This window comes from Streptomyces sp. NPDC048142 (genome assembly GCF_043202835.1).
Taxonomy (GTDB): Bacteria; Actinomycetota; Actinomycetes; order Streptomycetales; family Streptomycetaceae; genus Streptomyces.
This window is the reverse complement of the sequence record NZ_JBIDBC010000001.1, coordinates 156,292-178,977: the sequence shown is the minus strand read 5'-3', so window position 1 is coordinate 178,977 and position 22,686 is coordinate 156,292. Positions and strand designations below refer to the sequence as shown.

The 22,686-nt window shown below is 67.4% G+C and carries 19 protein-coding genes and 1 pseudogene; 16 read left to right on the top strand and 4 right to left on the bottom strand.

Annotated elements, in window-relative coordinates:
- The first annotated feature begins 113 nt into the window (after positions 1 to 113).
- Together ACGF2Y_RS00835 and ACGF2Y_RS00830 are read left to right on the top strand one after the other, a co-directional pair.
- Positions 114 to 980 (top strand): helix-turn-helix domain-containing protein, encoded by an 867-nt coding sequence (locus ACGF2Y_RS00835; protein WP_392941845.1) that lies wholly within the window; start codon positions 114 to 116, stop codon positions 978 to 980.
- Entirely contained in the window at positions 977 to 1,198 is a 222-nt protein-coding gene (locus tag ACGF2Y_RS00830; RefSeq protein ID WP_392941843.1) for a DUF397 domain-containing protein, read from the top strand. The genes ACGF2Y_RS00835 and ACGF2Y_RS00830 overlap by 4 nt, the downstream gene beginning before the upstream one ends.
- A gap of 202 nt (positions 1,199 to 1,400) precedes the next feature.
- Here ACGF2Y_RS00830 and ACGF2Y_RS00825 read toward each other — a convergent pair whose 3' ends face one another.
- Positions 1,401 to 2,513, bottom strand: coding sequence for a hypothetical protein (locus tag ACGF2Y_RS00825; RefSeq protein WP_392941840.1), 1,113 nt, complete (start codon positions 2,511 to 2,513; stop codon positions 1,401 to 1,403).
- Between the two features lie 269 nt (positions 2,514 to 2,782).
- Here ACGF2Y_RS00825 and ACGF2Y_RS00820 point away from each other — a divergent pair, with 269 nt between their 5' ends.
- The 6 genes from ACGF2Y_RS00820 to ACGF2Y_RS00795 all read left to right on the top strand — a co-directional run bounded on the left by ACGF2Y_RS00820 (position 2,783) and on the right by ACGF2Y_RS00795 (position 14,376).
- Positions 2,783 to 2,998: a hypothetical protein gene (locus ACGF2Y_RS00820; protein ID WP_392941837.1), complete on the top strand. Its 216-nt coding sequence runs from the start codon at positions 2,783 to 2,785 to the stop codon at positions 2,996 to 2,998.
- A 217-nt stretch (positions 2,999 to 3,215) separates the two neighbouring features.
- Positions 3,216 to 5,591, top strand: coding sequence for a DNA topoisomerase (locus ACGF2Y_RS00815; protein WP_392941835.1), 2,376 nt, complete (start codon positions 3,216 to 3,218; stop codon positions 5,589 to 5,591).
- A gap of 224 nt (positions 5,592 to 5,815) precedes the next feature.
- Positions 5,816 to 6,757: a hypothetical protein gene (locus ACGF2Y_RS00810; RefSeq protein ID WP_392941832.1), complete on the top strand. Its 942-nt coding sequence runs from the start codon at positions 5,816 to 5,818 to the stop codon at positions 6,755 to 6,757.
- Between the two features lie 959 nt (positions 6,758 to 7,716).
- Positions 7,717 to 8,616: a hypothetical protein gene (locus ACGF2Y_RS00805; protein ID WP_392941829.1), complete on the top strand. Its 900-nt coding sequence runs from the start codon at positions 7,717 to 7,719 to the stop codon at positions 8,614 to 8,616.
- 172 nt (positions 8,617 to 8,788) lie between these two features.
- Positions 8,789 to 10,963 carry a hypothetical protein gene (locus tag ACGF2Y_RS00800; RefSeq protein WP_392941826.1) on the top strand — a complete coding sequence of 725 codons (2,175 nt, stop codon included), beginning with the start codon at positions 8,789 to 8,791 and terminating at the stop codon, positions 10,961 to 10,963.
- A 41-nt stretch (positions 10,964 to 11,004) separates the two neighbouring features.
- Entirely contained in the window at positions 11,005 to 14,376 is a 3,372-nt protein-coding gene (locus tag ACGF2Y_RS00795; RefSeq protein ID WP_392941823.1) for a hypothetical protein, read from the top strand.
- A gap of 132 nt (positions 14,377 to 14,508) precedes the next feature.
- Here ACGF2Y_RS00795 and ACGF2Y_RS00790 read toward each other — a convergent pair whose 3' ends face one another.
- Positions 14,509 to 14,922, bottom strand: a complete 414-nt coding sequence (locus ACGF2Y_RS00790; protein ID WP_392941820.1) for a hypothetical protein — start codon at positions 14,920 to 14,922, stop codon at positions 14,509 to 14,511.
- Positions 14,923 to 15,313: 391 nt separating this feature from the next.
- On the opposite strand from ACGF2Y_RS00790, the gene ACGF2Y_RS00785 reads away from it, so the two are divergent.
- From ACGF2Y_RS00785 to ACGF2Y_RS00770, 4 genes and pseudogenes are all read left to right on the top strand, one after another.
- The gene (locus ACGF2Y_RS00785; RefSeq protein WP_392941817.1) at positions 15,314 to 16,636 is read left to right on the top strand and encodes an IS110 family transposase; all 1,323 of its coding nucleotides are present in this window, start codon (positions 15,314 to 15,316) and stop codon (positions 16,634 to 16,636) included.
- Between the two features lie 157 nt (positions 16,637 to 16,793).
- A pseudogene (locus ACGF2Y_RS00780) lies at positions 16,794 to 17,210 on the top strand (transposase); the annotation flags it as partial.
- A 292-nt stretch (positions 17,211 to 17,502) separates the two neighbouring features.
- Positions 17,503 to 18,006 carry a transposase gene (locus ACGF2Y_RS00775; RefSeq protein WP_392941814.1) on the top strand — a complete coding sequence of 168 codons (504 nt, stop codon included), beginning with the start codon at positions 17,503 to 17,505 and terminating at the stop codon, positions 18,004 to 18,006.
- Positions 18,007 to 18,063: 57 nt separating this feature from the next.
- Positions 18,064 to 18,459 carry a hypothetical protein gene (locus ACGF2Y_RS00770; RefSeq protein WP_392941811.1) on the top strand — a complete coding sequence of 132 codons (396 nt, stop codon included), beginning with the start codon at positions 18,064 to 18,066 and terminating at the stop codon, positions 18,457 to 18,459.
- Between the two features lie 202 nt (positions 18,460 to 18,661).
- On the opposite strand, the gene ACGF2Y_RS00765 is transcribed toward ACGF2Y_RS00770, so the two are convergent.
- Positions 18,662 to 18,892 carry a DUF397 domain-containing protein gene (locus ACGF2Y_RS00765; protein ID WP_392941809.1) on the bottom strand — a complete coding sequence of 77 codons (231 nt, stop codon included), beginning with the start codon at positions 18,890 to 18,892 and terminating at the stop codon, positions 18,662 to 18,664.
- The gene (locus ACGF2Y_RS00760; RefSeq protein ID WP_392941807.1) at positions 18,889 to 19,752 is read right to left on the bottom strand and encodes a helix-turn-helix domain-containing protein; all 864 of its coding nucleotides are present in this window, start codon (positions 19,750 to 19,752) and stop codon (positions 18,889 to 18,891) included. Before ACGF2Y_RS00760 ends, ACGF2Y_RS00765 begins: the two co-directional genes overlap by 4 nt.
- Before the next feature lie 261 nt (positions 19,753 to 20,013).
- On the opposite strand from ACGF2Y_RS00760, the gene ACGF2Y_RS00755 reads away from it, so the two are divergent.
- The 4 genes from ACGF2Y_RS00755 (at position 20,014) to ACGF2Y_RS00740 (ending at position 22,613) form a co-directional block, all read left to right on the top strand.
- Positions 20,014 to 20,568, top strand: coding sequence for an ATP-binding protein (locus ACGF2Y_RS00755; protein WP_392941805.1), 555 nt, complete (start codon positions 20,014 to 20,016; stop codon positions 20,566 to 20,568).
- A 146-nt stretch (positions 20,569 to 20,714) separates the two neighbouring features.
- Complete coding sequence (locus ACGF2Y_RS00750; RefSeq protein ID WP_392941802.1) at positions 20,715 to 21,059, top strand: hypothetical protein; 345 nt, start codon at positions 20,715 to 20,717, stop codon at positions 21,057 to 21,059.
- Positions 21,060 to 21,163: 104 nt separating this feature from the next.
- A complete protein-coding gene (gene fxlM / locus ACGF2Y_RS00745; RefSeq protein ID WP_392941800.1) occupies positions 21,164 to 22,402 on the top strand; it encodes a methyltransferase, FxLD system in 1,239 nt (412 codons plus the stop codon).
- 55 nt (positions 22,403 to 22,457) lie between these two features.
- Positions 22,458 to 22,613 carry an FxLD family lanthipeptide gene (locus ACGF2Y_RS00740; protein ID WP_329142566.1) on the top strand — a complete coding sequence of 52 codons (156 nt, stop codon included), beginning with the start codon at positions 22,458 to 22,460 and terminating at the stop codon, positions 22,611 to 22,613.
- Positions 22,614 to 22,686 lie beyond the last annotated feature (73 nt).

Below are 22,686 nucleotides of genomic sequence, written 5' to 3'. Positions count from 1 at the left end.
GCTGTCGAGCATCTACCCTTTCGTGGGCAGGCCGCAACCTTTCTGCCTAATCTCGCCAAGCAATCCCGTGAACTGGGTCGTGTTGCTGCCCAGGGCGGTGCGACACTGCGCATATGCCGCACCAGCCTGTTGAGCCCACCGTCCGCCGGCGGCGCCTGGGCCAGACACTGAAGAAGCTCCGCAACGACGCCAGCATGACCCTCGAGGACGCCGCCCTGGCCATGGGCTGGAAGGTGCCCAAGCTCTCCAAGATCGAGAACGCCCGGCAGAACATCCGCCCCGCCGAGGTCACCGCCCTGCTCAAGGCGTACGGCGTCACGGATCCGGAGGTCTTCACCGCACTGGAGAACCTCGCCAAGGACGCGGGCAAGAAGGGCTGGTGGCAAACCTACAGCGGTGTCGTCTCCCCGGCCTACGCGGACTACATCTCGCTGGAGGACGACGCGGAGCACATCCGCGAGTGGGCGCCGCTGGCCATCCCCGGACTGCTGCAGACCGCCGCGTACGCACGCGAGACCATGACCGCGACCAGCGAGACGCGCACGCCGGAGGAGATCGTCGCCCTCGCCGAGGTCCGCCAGGCCCGGCAAGCGGTCCTGACCCGCCCCGGGAACCCGCTGCAGCTGTGGGCGATCATCCACGAAGCCGCCCTGCACACCCGCTTCGAAGTCCGGCCGGCCACCATGCGCGAGCAGCTGCGCAGGCTCCTCGACGTCTCGGAGCTGCCGAACGTCACGGTGCAGCTCATGCCGGTGAACTCCACCGCGCATCCGGGGATGTTCGGCGGCTTCGGCCTCGTCAGCTTCCCCGGCCCCACCCCAGATGTCGTGCTGTTGGAGAACCTCAGCGGAGCTACCTACGTTGAGGGCGACGGTGCGCAACCCTTCGCCCACGCGGTCGAGCGCATCCGCGCCGCGGCTCTGTCGGTGGAGGACACACTCGCACGGATCACCAAGTTGGAAGAAGGGCACCGCAAGTGAGCGAACAGAAGGCGGAGCTGTACGAGTACGACCTCTCCGCCGCCCACTGGCGCAAGGCGAAGGAAAGCGGTCCTGAGCACAACTGCGTCGAGATCACCGACCTCCCCGGAGGTGGCATCGCCGTCCGCGACTCGAAGAACCCACACCTGCAGCCGCTGCGGTACACGGCCACCGAGTGGAGTATGTTCCGGAGGGCCATGGTGAGCGGAGAACTCTGATCAGTGCAGACGGCGGTGGTCTTCCCCCGACCGAACCGGGGGAAGACCACCGCCGCAGCATCTCACCCCCCACTGACAACGCCTCTCCGGCCGTGCAACCGTGCGTTCGATGCGCCCTGCCCGGCGGCCTGGTGGGCCGAGGCAGGCGGCCGGATGCCGGTGAACCGCTTCTCCCAGCTGTGGGCGAGCATCGGCAACCCGTTCACGCCGAGCCATACCGCGAGCGGTTCCAGGCCCTGGGGCGTCTGCCGGAACGCAGCAGCCGCTCCTCCGGATCCAGCCCGTCCAGGGACAGCGTGCTGCTGCCCTCGGCCGTCAGGACGGTCAGCGTACGGGCCTGAGGACTGAACCGCGTGACGATCTTCAGCCTGGCCACCCGCTCGTAGCGGCCCGCCCGCCGCGCGCGGCGGACTGCTTCCGCCCGGGACCCCTCGATCGGGTCCATGTATCCCGTGACGGACTTCAGAACGCCAACGGGAACCCGGTACTCGCGTCCCTCCCGCTTGCCCTTGGCGCAGGCACGCGCCAGGTACGCCCGGGGAAACCGGCCGGCGGCGTCAACGGAGGGCAACTCCACATCCAGCACGCTGCCCCACCCCGCCAGCCGCAGCCCCGTCCCGTACAACCCGTCGACGAACGCGCAGTCCCGGTCTTCATGAGCGCCCCGCCACCCTTCGGCCCTCAGCCCGTCGAAGCCGTAGCCGCGGCACCCGACGTCCCGCCACTGCTCAAAGGCACCCCGCAGCAACCACTTCACTCTCCGGCGAGTTGAGCTGGCTGGGCGCGCGGGGTCACGCCGACCCTGTCCAGCAGGGATGTCGACCGGGTCGGCTGTACCCAGGATGTCGCCGGTCGCCACGGGGTTGATGCAGCCGTAGAGGGGTCCTGCCCACGTGTAGAAGGAGTTCAGCGCCGACCGGTCGGTGTCGAACGACGTGGGCTCGATGCGTTCACCGTTGGAGACGTCAGTGATCCGCCAGAACTTGAAGTCCGTGTAGTCCTCGCCTGCTGCCTCGTCCCATGAGACGCCGAGGGTGTCGAGGAAGCCGAGCCACACCGCGAGCGAGTAGGCGTACCGGCGCCAGGTCGTCGGTTGCTTCGAGACGATCTTGCTCTTGCGGAAGTAGAGGTTGACCCGCGGATCGGGCAGCCGATCGTCTGCCGGGATCAGAAACGGGGTCCGATGGCGCGCGCCGTTCTTCTGGGCCCAAGCCAGGACGTCGCCGACCTTGTCCGCCAAGTCGTCACCCGGCGGGGCCAGAGGTCGCTTCAGGTCGTAGAACTCAACAAGCCAGCCACCACTTTCGACGCCCACTCAGGCCCCCACTGCTCCCCGGAATCCGACAACTGCCGAGAGAGTAGAGAAGCGGGTATGGCCGCGCCGGCCTCGCGGCCCGAGGACGCCCGCGCGGATGCCGGACACAGCGCGAAGGGACGTGGGCCTTCAAGCGCCGCTACCGGAGCGAGCAGGAGATCCCCGCGAAGCTCCGGGAAGACGCGTCGACGAGCTGGTACTGGTGCGAAGAGAGCTGTGGCGCGATCCACGTCGGCCACACGCGCATGGGCGAGCGGGAGAAGTTCCGGATGTTCGAGGACCTGACCGCGGACCTGCCGGATCTGCTGATCAAGCTCAGGGGTCAGGCCACGCGCAAGCACATCGCCGAGGTGGCCGGCGTGCGGCTCATCCGACTGAAGGAGCTGGAGGAAGGTCTGAAGCACCCGGAAGGACTCGAAACTCTCGGCAAGGCACTGCGGGTGTACCGCGTCCGGCTCGGCGTGGCGTTGCCGACTGGGCGGTGACAGCGCTCGACAGATGGCGACCCCGAGAGGCACAGCTTCTCGGGCCTTCTCTTTTTTCGACGAGGGGCGATTGCTCGAACAGCGTGCCGGCGCCGGGCTCTCTCTGCATGCTCCTGCGCCATTCAAAGTCTTTACAGGCTCCTTTCGACTCTCATTCATCCATCCTTTTCGAGTAGGCTCACACTCGTTTCCAAGTGAACGACGAGAGGGAGTCGACATGGTCGCGATCGTGGTCGCGGAGAAGCCGAGTGCAGCAAGGAACATGGCCAGCGCCCTCGGCGGGACGAAGGGCAGCTACAAGGGCACGGCCTACGAGGTGGCGAGCCTGAGGGGTCATCTCTACGAGTTTGCCCAGCCGCACGCGATGGTGGACTCCTCGCTCGCGGACGCCTATCAGACGTGGGACCTGGGCAATCTGCCGTGGAACCCGCAGGATCTTTCGTGGAAGCGCGAGCCGCAGAAGAACGTCGCGGACGTCATCAGGACGCTGCGCAGCGCGCTCGGCCGTGGCGATGAAATCGTCATCGCCACGGACCTGGATCCGTCCGGCGAGGGCGATCTGCTTTTCTGGGAGGCGATCGACGAACTCGGCTTCCATGGCAAGCGGTTCAGCCGCATGGAGTTCACCGACGAGTCGAAGGCCTCGATCCAGAGGGCCTTCGAGCAGCGCCGGCCGGTGAAGTCCATGCAGGCCGAGGGTGACTACCGCAAGGCGATGTACCGCTCGCAGTGGGACTTCCTCTCGATGCAGTTCACCCGTATCGCCACGGCGATGGGCCGCCAGTCCGGTCAGGACCTCGTGCTGCGCCAGGGCCGGCTGAAGTCGGCGATGGTCTCTCTCGTCGGCGTCCAGCAGAAGGCTTATGACGCGTACGTCAGGAAGCCGTTCTTCCAGAACCGCTTCCGCGACGAGAACGACGTCATGTACACGAACCCTGATGAGCCGCGGTTCGACCAGAAGGGCCAGGTGCCGCAGCAGTACGGCCCCTCCCCTGTCGTCCTGGACAGCAAGGCGGGCAAGAAGACCGCGCCGCCGAAGCTGCTGGACCTGGCGTCCCTGTCCTCGATGCTCGTCGGCAAGGGTGTGAAGGCGAACCTGACGCTCTCGACCTACCAGAAGATGTACGAGGACCAGGTCGTCTCGTACCCGCGCACGGAAGACAAGACGATCACGCCCGAGCAGTTCAAGGACCTCGCCCCGCTGGTCGACAAGATCGCTGCCGTGGTCGGCGTCGACGCTGCGCTTCTGACGCACCGCCAGCCCCGGTCCACACACGTGAAGCCCCAGGGCGCGCACGGCGCGAACCGTCCGGGTCCGAAGGTGCCCTCGTCGCTGGACGAGGTCGAGCGCAAGTACGGCAAGGCCGGGCGGTTCATCTACGAGATGCTCGCGAAAAACTACCTGGCCATGCTCGCCGAGGACTACCTCTACGAGCAGCAGAAGGGCCACGTGGAGAAGTACCCGAACTTCGTCGGTATCGCCAACGTGCCCAAGATCCCCGGCTGGAGGGCCGTGTTCGATCCGGACGCCGGCGACGACACGGCTGAAGGCGACGAGAACGAGTTCAGCAAGGGCCTGGGCCAGGTCGCGGAGCCGTTCATCTTCGAGGGCGCGAACAAGCGCCCGGAGTATCCGACGATGAAGTGGCTGATGAAGCAGCTGGAGAAGCGCGACGTGGGCACGGGCGCGACCCGCACCTCGACGTATTCCGAGGTCACCAATGGCAAGGCAAAGTACCCGCTGCTGACGGAGAAGGGCCGGAAGCTCAGGCTCGCGCAGGCCGGCGAGATGAGCTGGCGGCTCCTGCCGGGCACGCGCATCGGCGACCTCGGGCTCACCGAGAAGGTCTACGCCGACATGCGCGACATCGCCGCCGGGACGGCGACCGCCGAGGAGCGCCTGGCCGTCGTCGCCGACTGGGTGCGCGAGGACATTGCCACGATGACGAAGAACGCCGCGTCCATGCGTGCCGAGCTGGGCCTGAAGAAGCAGGTGGCCGCTGCGCGCGCCGAGGGTGTGTGGCAGACCGCTCCGGCCGGGCCGAAGAAGGTCGCCTTCAAGAAGATCTGGTCGGGCCACAAGTTCAGCGATGACGAGGTGACGAAGCTGCTCGCGGGCGAGACGATCTCGTTCTCGGCCACGAGCAACGCGGGCAAGCCCTACACGGCCACCGGTGCGCTCGCCGTCGGCGACTACAAAGGCCGCAAGTACGTCGGGTTCCAACTGGAGGCCCCGGACAGGCCGACGAAGTGGTCCGGCCGGACGTTCACGCCTACGGAGGTCGCCTCGCTCGTGGCGGGCCAGGCGCTGGAGATCGACAACTTCGTGAGCGCGAGGACTGGTAAGACCTTCGGCTGCAAGGTGAGCTGGGACGCCAAGGCTAAGAAGATCGTCCCTGACTTCGGCTCCGGCGACGGGCCGCCTCGGTCCTGGTGCCAGGTGACCTTCACCGATGCACAGCGTAAGGACCTGGCGGCCGGCAAGACCATCCGGGGCACGGGTTTCGTTTCGGCCAATGGCAAGACCTTCGACGCGGAGGTCGCCTGGAAGGAAGAGGGCGGCAAGAAGAAGATCGTCCCGTCGTTCAGCTGACGCCCGAACGAGCACTGACGAGTAGCAGCGGGTCCGGGATCTCGGGGCCCGCTGCTGCCTTTTCACGACAGGGGCAGCATGGGGGTGCGATGGGGACGAGTACTGACATCGTTCAGCTAGGCGATTGACCATGCGGGCAAGTCCGTTACCACACTTAGGGCCGCTAGAGTTCTCGGGTGACGCATGCCCCGCACCGCCACTCGACCGACTGTGGACCCAAACGCTTGACCCCGTGCGACGATGCCCACGACGCCTACTGGCAGCTCGCCGCCTGGACCGCCGAGGGGTCCCCGTACAGGCTGGCCTCCGGCGGTTTCTCCGCCGAGGCCCGCCGTCACTACCGCGCCTACACCACCTCCTGGCTCAACTGGTGCGACCTCGGCGACGGACTCGACCCCTACGCCTGCGCACGGGTCAACATCAGGGTGTGGATCTCTGACGAGCACGAGAGCGCCGCCCTAGCCACCCGGGCCGTGATGGTCTCCGCCGTCACGAGCTTCTACCAGCACCTGCTCGCTCTGGGCGTCGCCGACGGGGTCGACACCGAACTCACCCGGGCCCGCCTCGCCGGGGCCCCCGTGCCGTCCGACCCCAAGCGCACCGGCTTGAGAGGCGACGGCCCGAGGTGGTTGATGCACGCCGCCGACCGTCTGACCGGCCGCGACGCACTGCGCGACCGGGCTCTGATCTACCTACTGCTCAACAGCTACTTCGGGCACGAGAAGCTACGCCCCGGCATGATCCTCGCTCTCGACCTAGAGGGCCGCGTCAACGAGGGCTTCCGAACCAGCTGGAGGGTGCGGCCCAAGAACGCCGAGGACACCGCCCTGACCACTGTCACGGTCAACCGGGACGCCGCCCGCGCGCTGGACGTCTACGTCGGGTGGACCGTCGCCGGGACATTCGAGCCCGACCCGCTCACCGGCCGTGTCATCAGCCCCGCTCACGGCACATATCTCTCTCGGGGTGCGCTGCTGACCGGGTCTTCCAACCGGGCCCGGGGCGCTCGCCTGGCCCGCTCCGACACGATCAACCGGATCGTGCGGGCCGTGGTCGCCTCCCACGAGGGGTTGGCCCCCTACGCGGACGTGCTGAGCGCCGACTTCATCGCCGCGACCCCGGCACCGGGCAAACGCCCCCAGGACGGCGAGGGGGACACCGAGTAGAGAGGGCGAGGCCAGCTGAGACTGAGGGCGCCGGCGGTGCGCTGAGGGGCGAAGTCGTTGGCGGTAAGGGCCTTCACGGCGGCCTCGCGATCGAAAAGGATCCTGCACGACTGGGGGATGGCGGTCTGGGCGCAGGGGGCGACGCAGACTCGGCTGGAGGCGCCCTCGATCAGGGCGCTGCCGGACTCGGCGCAGACCAGCTCGCTGAGGTGACGCGACGTCACTTCAGCGCCCCTGTCCGCCGGCTGCGGAAGTCCTTCCACGCGCCATCCGGCTTCTGGCGAAGATATTCGCCATCTGCAGCGTCAGGATGGCGCTCCGCCCTCCCGGGAGGGCGAGGCTGGAGTACTGGCACTCGCGCAGGTCCCAGTCTGTCCCGGCACCCACCCCATCAACGACCGCGTGGGCGCAGAACACTGTCTCCAGCATGGATTCCTTGCGCCTGGCGCGGTGCCGCCGGGTGCGAGACCGGGCGTCCTTCGGATCGGACCGGGACCTCGGAGTTCGGCGGGGTGAGCCGCTTCGCCCACGGCTAGAACCCGCGGCCGTCATAGCCGGGCGGGGCGGACCTCTCCACCGCCGACTCCCCCCAGGGATGCCCGACACCCCAACAGACGCTCCCACCCGCCCCACCCCTTGACACCGACCCGTCAGAGGGCCCTCGACCAGGACGACCGAGCCGAAGCGCTGGCCTTGCTCGACCTGGGCGACGACGTTCCGCACCGCGAGGCGGTAGCGGTGGGCTGTGCACCTCAGCCCCTGCGGCGCGACTGACCTGTCAGCCATTCGATGACCAGGACCCGCTAGTCCAACTCGCTACACGTCGCCACTCAAGAGTCTTTTACCATCCATTCGAATGGCCTCTCTAAGGTAGGATGTCATCCATGCGCCTCGCATACGAGAGCTTCTGAATAGGCCGATCGATAGCCATTGCGATCGCAGGGGGAGATGAGAGATTCATGGCAAAGCCTTCCTACAAGGTGCCGAGTTCGCTGAACAGGAGCTTCCTCGATCACGAGATCACGCTGGCCAAGGGGGGTTGGGCGGCGAAGCCTTCCCCGATCAAGCAGCTGCTCTTCTTCGGCGGCGGCATCCTCGCCTTGCTGTGGTTCAGCACGTCGACGTTCGTCGCGAGCTCGGGCCCGATCGCCATCACGTTCTTCGTCCTCTGGGGGCTGGCGGCGATCGCCTATTTCGGCGGGCTGATGAAGACGAAGGAGCTACGCATCATGCGGGTGCCGGCCTTCCTGGCGTATCTGCCCCGCAAGGCCCGCCACGTTTTCACCCGTCGTACCTCGAACCCCACGGACTTCTACTCGATCGTCGGCATCGACGGGATCGACGAGGACGGGCTGATCCACTTCTCCGACGGCGGAGAAGGCCGGGTCTACCTGGTCGTCGGCTCGGCGAGCTATCTGCTCTTCGACGAGGACCGGATCGGGATCCTCGACCGGGTCGACTCCTTCTGGCGCAAGGTCGAGACGACCTGCGAGCACAACTTCATCACGACGAAGGAGCCGCAGCGGATCTACCACCAGGTAGCGAACCTGGAGCAACGCAACCAGGCCCTGCAGGTCCGTGACCCCGATCTGATCGAGCTGCAGAACGAGCAGTACGACATCCTCACGCAGCACGTGGGCGGGAAGTTCCCCTCGATTCACCAGTACCTGCTGCTCAAGGGTAAGAACGCCGACGCACTGCGCAAGGGGCACCAGGTCCTCCAGGCCGAGGTCGGCGGCTCCACTCTCATGATCAAGGAAGCCACGATGCTCGACCGCGAGGAGGCCGAGCCGATGCTGCGGGTCTTCTACCAGGGCATCGACGACGAACTGCTCAAACTCAAGGCGTCGCTGAACTGATCAGCCCTCGGCCGACCCACACGACGAGGAACGAACGAAGGACACCACGGTGCTGATGACGAAAGTCCGGGCACAGCTCGGCATCCCGGGGAAGAAACCTGACGAGACAAATGAGACCGCGGAGCTCGTGGTCGATGATCCGCGCCCGGACGGCGCTGCTCAGGCTGAGGGCGTGCAGGACACTGCGGCAGCTGACGGCGTGGCCGATGAGGCCGCCGAGCCGAAGAGGAACTGGTGGCAGCGCCGCCGGGAGGTGAAGCACCTCCAGGGCACGTTCGACGCCTATCCGCATCTGCTCGCGCTGAAGCCGAGGGAGAAGTACCTCTTCCGCTCGGACTACTTCCAGGTCGACGGCTCGGTCGCCTGCATCATGGCGTACTTCCACGACGACGCCTCGCACGACAACTTCGCCGCCTTCTGGGGCATCGATCGGATCCCGGACGGCCTGGACGAGCGGGTCACCGCGGTCGTGCTTGAGCAGGTCAAGCGGATGGACGACAAATGGATCGACTCGTATACGAAGCAGTCGGAGAAGCTGGAACGGCTCGATGCCAACGAGCAGGAGGAGACGGGCACGACCTCCTCCAAGCGCAAGGCCGCGAAGATCTCCGGTGACCTCGGGGTCACGATCGGAGAGCTCCAGGACGGCGCGAGCTACCTCTCCGTGCACAACCGGCTCTTTCTCAAGGCCCCCGACCTGGCGACCCTGGACGACACGATCGACCGGGTCACGCGCCTGTACATCGACCGCTTCGGCACGCTGAAGGCTGCGCCCTATGCCGGCGAGCAGCGCCAGGAGCTCTCGGGCCTGTGGAAGGACAACGAGAAGAAGAAGGGCAAGGGCTTCCACTTCACCTCGACCGAGCTGGCCGGCTCGTACTCGCTGGTGACCAACGGCCTCAACGACAAGGGCGGTGAGTACGTCGGCTACATGGTCGGCGACGTCAACAACAGCGCCGTGCTCATGGACGTCAACGCCTACGACCACCACGTGATCGTCGCCGACGCCACCCTCAGCGAGTACCTCGACCGCCAGCGGGTGGCCAACATGTGGTGTTCGAAGATCTCGCAAGCGACGCTGCTGAACAACGGCCAGGTCGTCCACCTCGTCCTTGACGGAGCGAACCTCGACAAGCTCGGCCCGAAGTTCGAACGGCTCACCTCGCGCGTGGACCTGAACCAGGGCGACGTGAATATGTTCGAGATGTTCGGCGAGGAGGAGGACGAACTGACGGTCTTCTCCGCCCAGATGGAGAAGCTCAAGCTGATGTTCGAGCAGCTCTACGAGACCACCGACGGTGCCGTCGGCTCGATCATCCGCAGTGCCCTCGAAGACACCGCTACGGACTTCTACATCGAGCAGGGTATGTGGCGGCACAACGCCAAGGAGCAGCGGCACCGCCTGCGTGTGGTGAACATCCCGCACGCCCAGGTGCCGCGTCTTCAGATGTTCGTTTCTTACCTGGCGACCGCGCACAAGGCGCTGCTGAACTCCAGCAAGACCGACGCGGACCAGCTGCGGGCGTACAACGTGCTCAAGGGCATCGCCAACGCGATGCTGAGCACGAACGGCGACCTCTTCAACAACCACACGGCCTCGGCTGTGGACGGGGTCCGGGACTCCCGGCGTGTGGTCTACGACTTCTCACGACTCATGCGCCGTGGCAAGGGCGTGGCGATGGCGCAGCTGGTGAACATCGTCGGCTTCGCCGTCGGCAAGCTGGGGCTCGGCGACACGGTGATCATCCACGGCACCGAGCACATCGACGACCGGGTGAAGAAGTACGTCCAGGACCAGTTCGACCACATGCATGAGCGTGGCGGCCGAGTGGTCTACAGCTACAACGACGTCGACAAGATGCTGGCCGACAGCGACTTCAACAAGTTCGACGCTGCGGACTACACGCTCTTCGGCCCGATGCGCGACGGAACGGTGGCGGCGTACCAGAAGCAGCTGCACCAGCGGATTCCACCGGATCTCGCCCAGCTCATCACGACCAAGGGCGAGAACCTCACGTATCTGCGCCGGGGCGTCTCCAACGTGGTCTTCCACCTGGACCTGGCACTGGGGATCAACCCCTACCGCGAGGCCCAGCGCAGGCAGGTCCGCCTGGAGGCGGCCAGGGCCGAAGAGGCGGCGCGGATGGACGCGATCATGCACGACAAGCCGGCACCGGGCGCGAACCTCACCAGCGTCCGGAAGCACAGCGAGGGCGGCGACGGTGAGGCTGACGCGGGCCAGGGTGACGCGAGCAAACGCAACGACGGCAAGAGCCTGCCGCAGCTCGAGAACGGCGCAAGGCGACCAGCAGCGAGGCCCAGGCCGAAGAAGCTGGTCAAGTCATGAGCGGGGTCAGCACTGATTCGAGGGCGAGGAGCAGAGGAGAGATGATGAACGGGACGATCACGGCGGTGGCGAGGCTGCGCGCCTGGGCCGGCCACAGCGGTGGTGTAGCCCGTCCGGGCAGGCTCGCGCGCGGGCTCGGCCTCGTGCTCCTGGCGGCGTTGCTCGTGCCGGCCTTCTTGATGGCGACCTCTTCGCCGGCGTCCGCGGACGACAAGAAGGAGCGCGACAACTACAGCCTCTACCAGCTGGCCTCGAACGCGAGCTCGTACTTCAGCGAGAAGAACTCGCCGCAGAACGACAAGGGCATGCACGAGAACTGGAAGCCGGTCACGTCCAGCCCGGCCGCGGGCGGTTCCATGCTCGGCTACGCCGACCCGGAGTTCAGCCTGGGCAACATCGTGGGCTGGTTCTTCGCCGAGGTGTCGGGGTCCTCGCAGACCGTCACTTACCAGACCCTGGCCGCGAAGGATGACAAGGGCAACGCGAAGTACTCGGGCATGCTCGACTACGCGCACTTCGGGGCGGCCAACAACGACCTTGGCCTGGACACGATGTCCTCGGGCATCGGCGGCCAGATCGTGAGCGTGATCGGAGGGTCGATCATCTGGGTCCTCTACGCCCTGGCGCTGGCGGTCGGCACTCTGTTCTACGTCATCATCCAGTTCCTGAAGCTCATCAACCCCTTCACGTGGTTCTACAGCGCGGTCGCGGCGGTCAATCCGACTCTTGCCGAGGGTATGACCGGAGGCGATACCGGAGGCGGCGCGCTCTCGGGTCTGCAGCACTGGATCAGCAGCTGGTACGGCCTGCTCGTCGATATCTCGTGGCAGGCGCTCGTGCCGATCTTCATCGGCGTCCTGCTCATCGGCCTGGTCATGTTCAAGAAGATGGACCGAGGCTCGGCGATCAAGAAGCTCATCGTGCGCGTCGTCTTCATCGGCGTCGGCCTGCCGCTCGTCGGGTCGATGTACTCCAGCGTGCTCGGAAAGTTCGACGACTCCGTTCTTGGTCAACACGCCGGCCCGACGCGCGTCGTGCTGAGCACCTACGTCGACTTCGAGGCGTGGATGATGAACGACCGTCTGGGGATCCCGGACCAGGCCACTGTTTCCTGGAACGGCGACCAGGCGAGCCCGGACGCGATGATGTCCGTGCGCACGAGTGCGCTGGCGATCAACAAGCAGTCCCACGGGACGACGTTCAACGGCATCAATATCGGAACGAAGGCCAACGACGCCGAGTCGGCCTGGAAGGACGGCACAGTCTCCGTCACCGGCGGCAGCGCCTCGGACGACTTCAAGGCGGTGTTTTCGACCTTCGGGATCATCGGCAAGTACATCGCCAGCAGCGAGGTAGCGGCCTCCGACTTCGAGTCGGGGATCAAGAGCTCGATCACGCAGCTGGACGAGAGCTCGGGTGTCAAGAAGAGCTGGTTTGTCGACAAGAGCAGCTACGGCGACGTGGAGGAGTTCGGTGAGGAGAAGGGGCCGAAGCCGGTCGATCACCCGGTGATTTCGACCGACGGCACGGGCCTGACCTCCTCTGGTCCTGGCAAGGACTCGACGGTCTTTACGACGACGGGGACGAAGGCCGGCTGTGGTTTTACGGTGGGTAAGGCGCCCTCCTCGTGCAACCTGTCCCCGCTGACGGCATACAACTACCTCAACACCGGATTCAGCCCCAGTTCGCTGACCATGTACTCGTCGAACAACGCCACCAGCGGGTTCACCCGCGAGAACCACATGGCCGTCAGCCAGGTGGGTACGGGGCCGGCGAAGTTCATGTACTGGAGCAACGCGGCCACGGTCCTGGGCTCTATCGTCCTGCTCGGCTTCTGGTACGCCATCGGCATGCTGGCGGGCTCGGTCAAGCGGATCTTCGGCTTGGTGGCCGCCGTGCCGTTCGCGACGCTGGGCGCGATGCAGGCGATCTCCAAAGTGATCGTCTACTCCATGGCGCTGATCCTCGAGGTCCTCCTCACGCTGTTCATCTACCAGTTCGTCTCTGAGTTCCTGATCTCGGTCCCGGACATCATGGCTGGGCCCGTGTCGAGCTTCATGAGCCCGGGTGGCTTGTGGGGCAGCGCTGCGCTCGGCGGGATCATCGTGGTGATCCTGACCCTGATCTCCTCGCTGGTGATCATGGGCATCACCTTCGCCCTGCTACGGGTGCGCAAGACTGTGCTGCAGGCGATGGACGAGGTGGTCACCAAGCTCGTGGACAAGTTCCTCGAGACGAACACCACGCCGAAGCCGGACAAGGGTGGGCTGATGCCTGCTCTGGCCGCGGGTGCAGGGGCTGGGGCGGGTATGGCCATGGGCAACAAGCTCGCCAACGGGTTCAACAGCAAGACCAACGGTCCGGTGTCCCCGAGCACGGGCAAGCCCGCGGGCAAGACGGCGTCGACGAACGCCGGCGGCACGAACGGTGACGCCATGGCGCTGACCTCTGGTCAGCAGCAGCTGGCCCTCGGGGGTGGCGGTCAGGATGGACCGGATGGCCCGGACAGCCCGGCGCTGGATGGTGGGCCTGGTGGTGGCTCCGGCGGCGGAAGTGACGAAGTCAAGGCTCTGTCGGGCGGCAGTGGTCCCGCCGGTGTGCAGGGCGCGTCCGGTCGCGACGGACTCGACGACAAGGGTGGTCCGCTGCAGCTGACCAGCGGTGGAGCGGGCAGCTCACGCTCGGACAAGCAGACGGCGCTGGGCCTGAGCAACCAGGGCGGCTTGTCGATCCTCGGGTACACCTCGGACGGCAACAAGGTCATACCCGGTGAGGTTCTGGCCTCGTCCACGGATCGGTCGAGCTCTCACAGTGGCGCTCAGGGCCAGAGCCGTGCGGGTAGCACCGACTCTGTTCCGACCAGCGGAGACCGTAAGGCTGTCGCCGGTCAGACGGGCCCGACGCAGTTCGGCACGGGTTCCCAGGGTGCGCAGCGCCAGCAGGGCAGCAACCAGCAGGCTGCACCGCAGCGCTTCAGCGGCGACGCTGTGCCCGCCCCGGCTCCTGCTTCCGGGCAGCCAGCCGCGCCGAGCACGCGTCCGACGCGCTCCGCTCAGGGCACCCCTGCCCCGAGGCAGCTGGGAGCTGGCACGTCGGATCCTCGTCCCGTGGCCGCTTCGGCTTCGGCTTCGGCTTCGGGTCGGACTCCGGCTGCGCCTGGTGCGCGGACTCCGGCTCGGACGCAGGCAGCGCGTCAGCCGGGTTCGATCCAGGCGTCGACGTCGACGCCGCGCCAGACGCCTGCCCCGCGGGCTCAGGCTCCGCGGCCGCCGGCTCCTGCACCGGCTCCGGTTCCGCGTCCTCGTCCTCGTCCGCGCCGGGTTGCCGATCCGGCCCCTCAGAGCGTGGAGACCCCGGAGCCGCAGCAGCGGCCGGCCGGTGGCCTCCGCCGAGGCCGGCGCGAGGAGGACTGATCGTCCGGTCGAGGGTGAGCGTGGAGGGCTGACGCACCCGGTGAGAATCATCGTTCTCACCGGGTGCGTCAGCCTTTGAGCAGTCGCGCTGACCGTTCGGGACACGCGGCCCAGGTGACCGGGTTCGCTTGGTCAGTGCGGGGCGGGATGGTTGTGCAGAGCGGTGTACGGGAAGACCCCGAGGCTGCGGCAGTCCTCGCACAGGGGCTGCATCCTCATCCCGGCGCCGTCGCCGCGGAAGCGGATGCGGCCGGTGGCTCCGCAGGCTTCACAGGTGTGCTCGGAGGCGGTCTCGGCGGCATCGGTGAGGGCTGTGGTCCGGTCGGCGAACTCGCCGTCGAACTCGCCGGCCTCGAAGCGGTCGGCGACGGTGATCCGCAGGCCGCCGAGCTGGGTGCCGAACTCCTCGATCCGGTAGGCGGGGTCGAGTGCGGAGAGGTCGCGGTGGAGCTGGTCGAGAAGGGCTGTCCAACCGGGTCCGACGGTGGGGGCCCAGGTGGGGATCTGCCGGTCTGGGGCTTCGGTGAACCGGGCGTCGTCCGTCATGAGGTCCATCATTGCGCCCGGGTCTGACATTGATACTCGTAGCGGGTTCCGGTGGTCGTGGCTCAGGGTCTGACTGACGCCCTGCTGGGCTGTCCTGCAGTTGTTCTGTCCGGCCGCCGGGACCCGTTCTCCATGGCTCCGGCCAGGTGGAGCATGACCTGATAGGAGTCAGCCGTTCACCTGCGGATGACGCCTCGCGGGCGTGAAAATCGGTACGGGGGCTGTCCGCCGACGCCGATCGATGTTTGGGCTGTGAGCCCGCATAGGAGTCTGGTGAGGGAGTCGTCCGAGGGGCCGCACACTGTCGCCTTGAGCACGCCGATCAGCTTCTCCGTTCCCCTCAGGCTCTCCGGGCAGCCCCCGCCCGCGCGAGTACGACAGGGAGTGTGTGATGGAGGAGTTGAGAGAGGATCACGACGACGGAACGGTGGGCAGGGTCGCGGCGATCGACATCGCCAAAGCATCGGGGATGGTCTGCCTGCGCGTCCCGCACGACACCATCGAGGGCCGGCGCGTCCAGCAGGTCTGGAACGTCGCCTCGACCACCAATGCGATCCTGGAACTCGGAGACCGGCTCGTCTGCCAGGGCGTCGAGCGCGTGGTGATGGAGGCGACAGGCAACTACTGGCGCTCCTTCTTCTACCTGCTGGAAGCCCGCGGCCTTCAGTGCTGGCTGGTCAACGCCCGTGACGTGAAGAACGTCCCCGGCCGGCCCAAGACCGACAGGCTGGACGCGGTCTGGCTGGCGAAGCTCGCTGAACGCGGCATGGTCCGGGCCTCGTTCGTCCCGCCCAAACCCGTCCGGCAGCTGCGGGACTTCACCCGCACCGTGTTCGTCCAGGAACGCACCCGGCACAAGCACCGAGTGGACAAGGCCCTGCAGGACGCGCAGATCAAGCTGTCCGGGGCCGTCTCGGATCTGTTCGGCCTGTCGGGGCGGGCCATGATGGACGCCATGGTCGCCGGTGAACGCAACCCGCGTGCCCTCGCCGAGCTTGCCCAGGGCAGCCTGGTCAAGAAGAAGGCGCTGCTGGTGGAAGCCCTGACCGGCCAGTTCGAGGACCACCACGCTCGGCTGCTCGGGGTGCTGCTGGCCACGGTCGATCATCTGACCACACAGGTCCACGAACTCGACCGGCTCATAGCCCGGACGCTGGCGGAGATCACCACACCGCACGACGGCACGGGCGCCGATGACGAGCCTGCCGCCCCGGTGAGTGCGCGAGTCCTGGTCGAACGTCTCGATGCCGTTCCCGGTATCGGGCCGACCACCGCGCAGACCATTGTCGCCGAGATCGGCGCGGACATGAGCCGCTTCCCCACCCCCGAGCACCTGGCCTCATGGGCGAAGCTGTGCCCCAGAACCATCCAATCCGGCGCGAAACACACCACAGGCCCGGCCGGACAGGGTAATCCCTGGCTCAAGGGCGCGCTCGGCGAGGCCGCCAACGCCGCCGCCCGCACCGACACCTTCCTCGGCGCCCGCTACCGCAGGATCGTCAAACGCCGCGGACACGCCAAAGCCCTCGTCGCCGTCGCCCGCTCGATACTCATCATCGCCTGGCACCTGATCAACGACCCGGACGCCTCCTATCAGGAGCTTGGTGCCGACTGGCACCGGCGTCATCTCGACTCCGCCCGCAAGACCCGCGACCTCGTCCGCCAGCTCCAAGCCCTCGGCCACCAAGTCGCCCTCACTCCGACAGCAGCCTGACCGTCCGGTCACCGTCATCCGGTCCGCAGGCGGCCCGGATGCTGCCGCCTGCCCTCCCGAAGGTCGATTTTCCGTTCAGCTTGGCCAGAGGCCCCCTCAATGTCCTGTCTGACCCACCCGGCCGGTGCCACCACCGCCCAGGAAGGCAGCACACAGGATGACAGCGACGATCACGCCCGCCACCGAGCTGGATGCGGTGTTCGGCGGAGTGGACTCCCACGCGGACACGATCCACGTCGCTGTCATCACCGACCGGGGCGGCCACATCGCGGACACCGAGTTCCCCACCACGGCAGCCGGATACACCGCGGCGATCGCGTTCCTGAACGCCCACGGCACCGTGACCGCCGTCGGCGTCGAGGGCACCTCCTCCTACGGCCTCGGATTCACCCGCGCTGCCCGCCACGCGGACCTCACCGTGATCGAGGTCAACCGGCCCGACAAGGCCGAACGGCGCCGGATCGGCAAGTCGGATCCCATCGACGCCTATGCGGCCGCCCGCGCCGCTCTGTCCGGCCGCGCATCGGTGATCCCCAAGGACGACACCGTCAGCGGCATACGCGCCCTCCACAACGCCGCCCGGTCCGCCGTCAAGGCCCGCACCGCCACCCTGAACCAGATCACGCACATCCTCATCACCGCCCCGGACGACATCCGCGTCAAGTACACCGCCCTGCACGGCAAGACACAGGTCGACGCCCTCTCCCGACTTCGTCCCACCGGCGACGGACCACGCGTCGCCCTCCTGACCGCGCTGAAGACCCTCGCCCGCCGGGTCCAGGCCCTCACCAAGGAACACGACACCCTCACCGCCGCCCTGGACACCGCCGCCACCGAGCACAACCCCGGCCTGCGCGCCGCGTTCGGTGCGGCCCGACACCGCGGCCCAGCTCCTGGTCACCGCCGGCGGCCACCCCGACCGACTGCACACCGAGGCATCCTTCGCAGCGCTCTGCGGCGTCGCACCCGTCCCCGCCTCCAGCGGCAGGACCAACCGCCACCGCCTCTCCCGAGGCGGCGACCGCGGAGCCAACGCCGCCCTCTACCGCATCGCCCTCGTCCGCATGTCCAGCGACGCCCGCACCCGCGAATACGTCGCCCGGCAGACCGCCGCCGGACGCACGAAGAAGGAGATCATCCGCCTCCTCAAAAGGGCGATCGCCCGGGAGATCTTCCGCTGCCTCACCACACCGGTCACCGTCCCGGACGTCTCCAACCTCCGGCCCGCACGCCAGGCCAAGAACATCACCCTGACCACCGTCGCCGAGCACTTCGGCGTCTGGCCGGCCGTGATCTCCTGCATCGAACGCGGCACACGCCGCGACGACGACCTCGCAGGCGCCTACCGGGACTGGCTCACCGCCGCTTGACCTCGGCAGCCCGACAACGCCACGGTCCCGGGACGTGACCTCATGGATGATGGGGCGATGTTCGTCCGCACAGAGAGCCTGCCGCAGGCCCCGCAGCAGCACATGGCAGTTCGGGTTCACACCCCCATCGGCTCCGCCGTGGTGCTCTGGCACGGTGAGTTGCAAGAGGCCGACGGCCGACACCTCATCGAATGGACCGTCGACGCGGACATCCACTGGGGCCAGAACACCCGGCCAGCCGCTGCCACCGAGCCGGAACTCCGGCAGGAAGGCGACCGGGTGATCATGCGCGGTCTCCTTCACCTGACCGACGACGAAGCCGCCTACCTCCAGATGGGCCACTGGTCGGTGCTGTTCGACCTGGCATCCCCCATCCTCACCAACATGGACGAGACCTGGGTGGAGATCAACGTCGGAACGGCGAGCGTCGCTCTTCACCCCTACCGAACCTGACCACCATCAGGTTCTCGGCTCCCTTGACTACCAATAGGAGCATCAACGGGCCGGGGATGTTGGCGGCACCTCGCGGTTCCGGGCCGCACGCCTGCCGTCGGGATTGTGCGGCCCGGTACCGGGGCATAGGTGGGATCTGATGGCTGGTCCAGGCGTCTAAGGCTCGCTCGGACCAGCCAGATCCCGGTAGTTGGTGACCGAATCAGGGCTGGCGGAACTCGCCATCGGCGGCTCCGCCCAGGAAGGCGTCCCACTCGTCCGCGTAGAACAGAAGTGCGGGCCTGCTGGTGTCCTTCGAATCGCGCATGGCGACGATCCCTTCGACGAAGGCGACCTCGACGCATGCGCCGTTGCCGGAAGAGCGGCTGCTCTTCCGCCAGACGGCGGCGCTCAAGTCGACCTCGGGAACGGGTCGCTTGTCGTTCGTGCTCATGTCTTGTGCATCTCCCTTGCGAGTTTTTCCAGAATGGCGGGGGTCTCTTGTGGGTCAGGAGCCGCGGCCCGCACCAGATCGAAGGTCTGGATGAACTTGCGGACGTCGCGCTCCTTCTCCAAGTACACGTTGCCTGCGATGGAGTCGACGTACACGACGGTGGGTGTCTGCGGCTCGAACTCCAGCAGCGAGAACGTCCCGGCCATCGCGATGTGGGCGCCCTTGGCTGTGGGCATGATCTGCATCGTCACGTTCGGCATGGCCACGGCTTCGATGAGGTGCTCGATCTGGGCCGCCATGGCCTCCTTCCCGCCGACCGGGCGGCGGAGCGCGGCCTCTTCTACGACTACCCACAGTTCCAGAGGCTCGGGTTTGCTCGTCAGCCGCGCCTGGCGTTCCTTACGGAACCTCACCAGCCGGTCGATCTCATCGAGCTCGCCCTGCCGTGCGGCTCCGATGACGACTTCCGCATAGTCCTGGGTCTGCAGCAGGCCGTGCACGAAGATCGGTTCGTAGGAGCGCAGGACCCGGGCGTCGGACTCCAACCCGGCGTAGGTGGCCATGCCGGAGGGCAGCACCTCTTCGTAGTGGGCCCACCAGCCCTGCTGCTGCGCGTCCTTGTGGATCTGCATCACGGTCTCCACCTGGGCGGCGTCCACGACTCCGTACCACTGCAGCAGGTCGCGCACGTCTCTGGCCTTGATGGGAGCCTGACCGGTCTCCACGCGGCTGATCTTGGACTGTGAGCACTCCAGGTGCTCGGCGACTTCCTCGATCTTCTTGCCCGCGTGCTCACGCAGGCGCCTGAGCTCGGACCCGAGCTGTCGGCGCCTCACTGTCGGTCCGCTGGCCGCAGCCATCACCCCTCCTCGCCTTCACCGCGTCGTCGGCGTGTTGCTGTACGCAAGTGTGCCGCACCAGCACCCAGTTGCGCCTTCGCGCCCGTGTTCGGACTTCGAAAAGTGGCAGCCGGAAATGAATATGCCACTTCTCTGACGCACTTGCGCGAGAGAACTTCGCTCCGCCATTCTGAGGGCGGTTCACGATCCGTAGCGCTTCCATCGCTGATCGTTTATGGCGGGGTGTGCACGGATGCCGTCCGACCGGGAGGAGCGCTGGCGATGCGAGCGGTGCCACACCAGGTGCGCGAGCGCTGGACGGACGGAATCCAGGCCCTTCCGATAGCGGCTCCGGTAACCGGCCGGCGGCTTTCCTTCACGGTCGAGGCCATCGAGGCATCCGTGCCCGCCGCCCGGCACGAGGTCGCCGCCCAGCTGACCATGTGGGGACTGCCGCGCGGCTCGGATCTGGTCGACACCGCCCTGCTCGCGGTCAGTGAGCTGGTCACCAATTCCGTTCAGCACGCGGCCGATACCTCGCCCACGGCGGATGTAGCGGTGGGTATGGACGGCGAGCACTTGATGGTCGCCGTCCACGACCGCCATCCGCGACTCCCGCAACCGGTCGATGTCCCGCATCTGGACGGCAGTGGCGGCTGGGGCCTGCGGTTGGTCGAGGCAATGACCGCGCAGGCGGGCGGGAAGACCAGCGCGCCACCGGACGCGGACGGACTGGGCAAGACCGTCACAGTCCACCTTCCGCTCCCTGTTCTTCGGCCGACGGCGGCATGTTCCCCCGTGGCGCCGCCGTCGGCCGAGTCGCCCCCGTGGCCCTGACACGGGATGTGCGGCAGGCGCCGTCCCCTCCATGCGGCGCCGTCGGTGGCCCCGCCCAGCCGCACGATGCCGCGGCGGGGCCGCCCCCAGGACAACGTCCCCACGCTCCCGACAGACCCACTGCCCGAGCTACCCCAGGAGGAGAAGTGCCTGAACCAGCCGCCGGGCAACTGCCGTTCCGGGTCGAGTTCGATGCCGCCGCGCGCGAAGTCGTGGTGTGGAAGACCTTCGGCGTCCCGCCCCGTCAGACCATGCGGCGCAAGGCCATCGCGTCGCTGGAGGCCCTGGCCGCCGAGGTCGCCATCCACCGGCACGAAGCCTTCCTCCAGCACAACCTCGCCCAGACGCTCGCGTCGGCCGCCGTCCAGCACCTGGGCGCCGACCCGCAGAGCCTGGAGGCCGCCATCAAGGCCCTGTCCGACCCGACCAGCACTGCCCCCGTCAGCCAGATCTTGCGTCGCGGCACCGTGCCGCCGCAGCAGACCGGCTGATCCCAAAGCCACCTGTCCGGACCGGGTGCTCCCCCGCGGTCGGCCCGGACAGGTCCCCCCAAGACGCACCACCAAGGAGTAACGGTGTGACTACACTCCGGCCGATGACTACTCAGACCCCCGACCCCGCCCGCATCGATGCCCTGCGCGAGGAGATGATCACCGAGCTGCGCAAGCTGGGCGCGATCCGTACCGAAGCCGTAGAGAAGGCGGTCCGTACCGTCGGCCGGCACCTGTTCATGCCCGAGGAGACACCGGAGAAGGCGTACGCCGCCGAGCACGCACTGATCACCAAGAGGGATGAGAACGGGACCTCCCTCAGCTCCGTCAGCGCCGCCCGCATCCAGGCATTCATGCTGGAACAGGCCGACATCCGCCCCGGCATGCGGGTGCTGGAGATCGGCAGCGGCGGCTACAACGCCGCCCTGATCGCCGAGCTGGTCGGCGAGAGCGGCGAGGTCACCACGATCGACATCGACGCCGACGTCATCGACCGCGCACAGAAGCTGCTGCCCGCCGCCGGATACGGCCGCGTGCACGCCCTGGTCGTCGACGGCGCCGACGGAGAGCCCACCCATGCCCCGTACGACCGGATCGTGGTCACCGTCGAAGCCGCCGACCTCGCCCCGGCCTGGGTGGACCAGCTCGCCGAGAACGGGCGGATCGTGGTCCCGCTGCGACTGCGGGGCCTGACCTGGTCGGTCGCCTTCCAGCGTGAGGACACCGAGCTGGCGGCAAGGGACTTCGAGGTCTGCGGGTTCGTCCCCATGCGCGGAGCCGGAGCCCGCGACGAGCACCTGGTCGTGCTGCACGACGCCGCGGACGAAGAGGTCGGCCTGCGACTGGACGAGGGCCAGGTCGACGCCGACCAGATGCGCAAGGCCCTGGCCAGCCCGCGCACCGAGGCGTGGTCCGGAGTGACGCTCGGGCTGGGGCTCCCGTACGACGACCTGGAGCTGTGGCTGGTCTCCGCACTGCCCGAGTTCGCGCTGCTGGCCGCCACCCGCGAGGCCCGCGACCGTGGCGTGGTCGCCTCCTGGTCCCGCCGCGGGGTGGCCACGCTCCTCGACCGCGCCTCCAGCTCCTTCGCCTATCTGACGATGCGTCCGACTACACCCGAGCGACAGGTCTTCGAGTTCGGCGCCGTCGGCCACGGGCCCGAGGCCGCCAAGACCGCCGAGGCGCTGATCGATCAGATCCGTACGTGGGACCGCGACCACCGCGGCCACAAGCCCGAGCTGAGGGCCTTGCCCACCGGCACCGGTGACCAGCAGCTGCCCGCCGGGGCGGTGCTGGACAGGTCCGCCTTCCGCTTCACGATCTCCTGGCCCGCCGGACACTGACGTCCGAGCAGGCCAGGCGCACGTGCACATCCATCACCAACCCCTGGAGGAATCAGTGGACACCGTTGGAATGAGCACCACCGGCAGCGACTTCGACCTGGACGTGACCTTCGCCGAGAAGGGCACGGTCATCGCGGAGCTGATGAACAAGACCAGCGACAACTGCGGCAGCACCAGCGAGAGCGCCTGCGCCGGCTGCATCACCGACTGATCAGCGTGACACCCGGCCCGGTGCCGCGGCCCTGCTCCACGGGGTCCGGCACCGGGCCGATCACGTCACACAA

Bases quoted from the DNA above. Each gene is read 5' to 3' on its own strand.
- ACGF2Y_RS00760 (WP_392941807.1), bottom strand. From the start codon at position 19,752: ATGGCTGCGGCCAGCGGACCGACAGTGAGGCGCCGACAGCTCGGGTCC.
- ACGF2Y_RS00805 (WP_392941829.1), top strand. From the start codon at position 7,717: ATGGCAAAGCCTTCCTACAAGGTGCCGAGTTCGCTGAACAGGAGCTTC.
- ACGF2Y_RS00765 (WP_392941809.1), bottom strand. From the start codon at position 18,892: ATGAGCACGAACGACAAGCGACCCGTTCCCGAGGTCGACTTGAGCGCC.
- ACGF2Y_RS00815 (WP_392941835.1), top strand. From the start codon at position 3,216: ATGGTCGCGATCGTGGTCGCGGAGAAGCCGAGTGCAGCAAGGAACATG.
- ACGF2Y_RS00770 (WP_392941811.1), top strand. From the start codon at position 18,064: ATGTTCGTCCGCACAGAGAGCCTGCCGCAGGCCCCGCAGCAGCACATG.
- ACGF2Y_RS00820 (WP_392941837.1), top strand. From the start codon at position 2,783: ATGTTCGAGGACCTGACCGCGGACCTGCCGGATCTGCTGATCAAGCTC.
- ACGF2Y_RS00755 (WP_392941805.1), top strand. From the start codon at position 20,014: ATGCGAGCGGTGCCACACCAGGTGCGCGAGCGCTGGACGGACGGAATC.
- ACGF2Y_RS00785 (WP_392941817.1), top strand. From the start codon at position 15,314: ATGGAGGAGTTGAGAGAGGATCACGACGACGGAACGGTGGGCAGGGTC.
- ACGF2Y_RS00835 (WP_392941845.1), top strand. From the start codon at position 114: ATGCCGCACCAGCCTGTTGAGCCCACCGTCCGCCGGCGGCGCCTGGGC.
- ACGF2Y_RS00790 (WP_392941820.1), bottom strand. From the start codon at position 14,922: ATGACGGACGACGCCCGGTTCACCGAAGCCCCAGACCGGCAGATCCCC.
- ACGF2Y_RS00795 (WP_392941823.1), top strand. From the start codon at position 11,005: ATGATGAACGGGACGATCACGGCGGTGGCGAGGCTGCGCGCCTGGGCC.
- fxlM (WP_392941800.1), top strand. From the start codon at position 21,164: ATGACTACTCAGACCCCCGACCCCGCCCGCATCGATGCCCTGCGCGAG.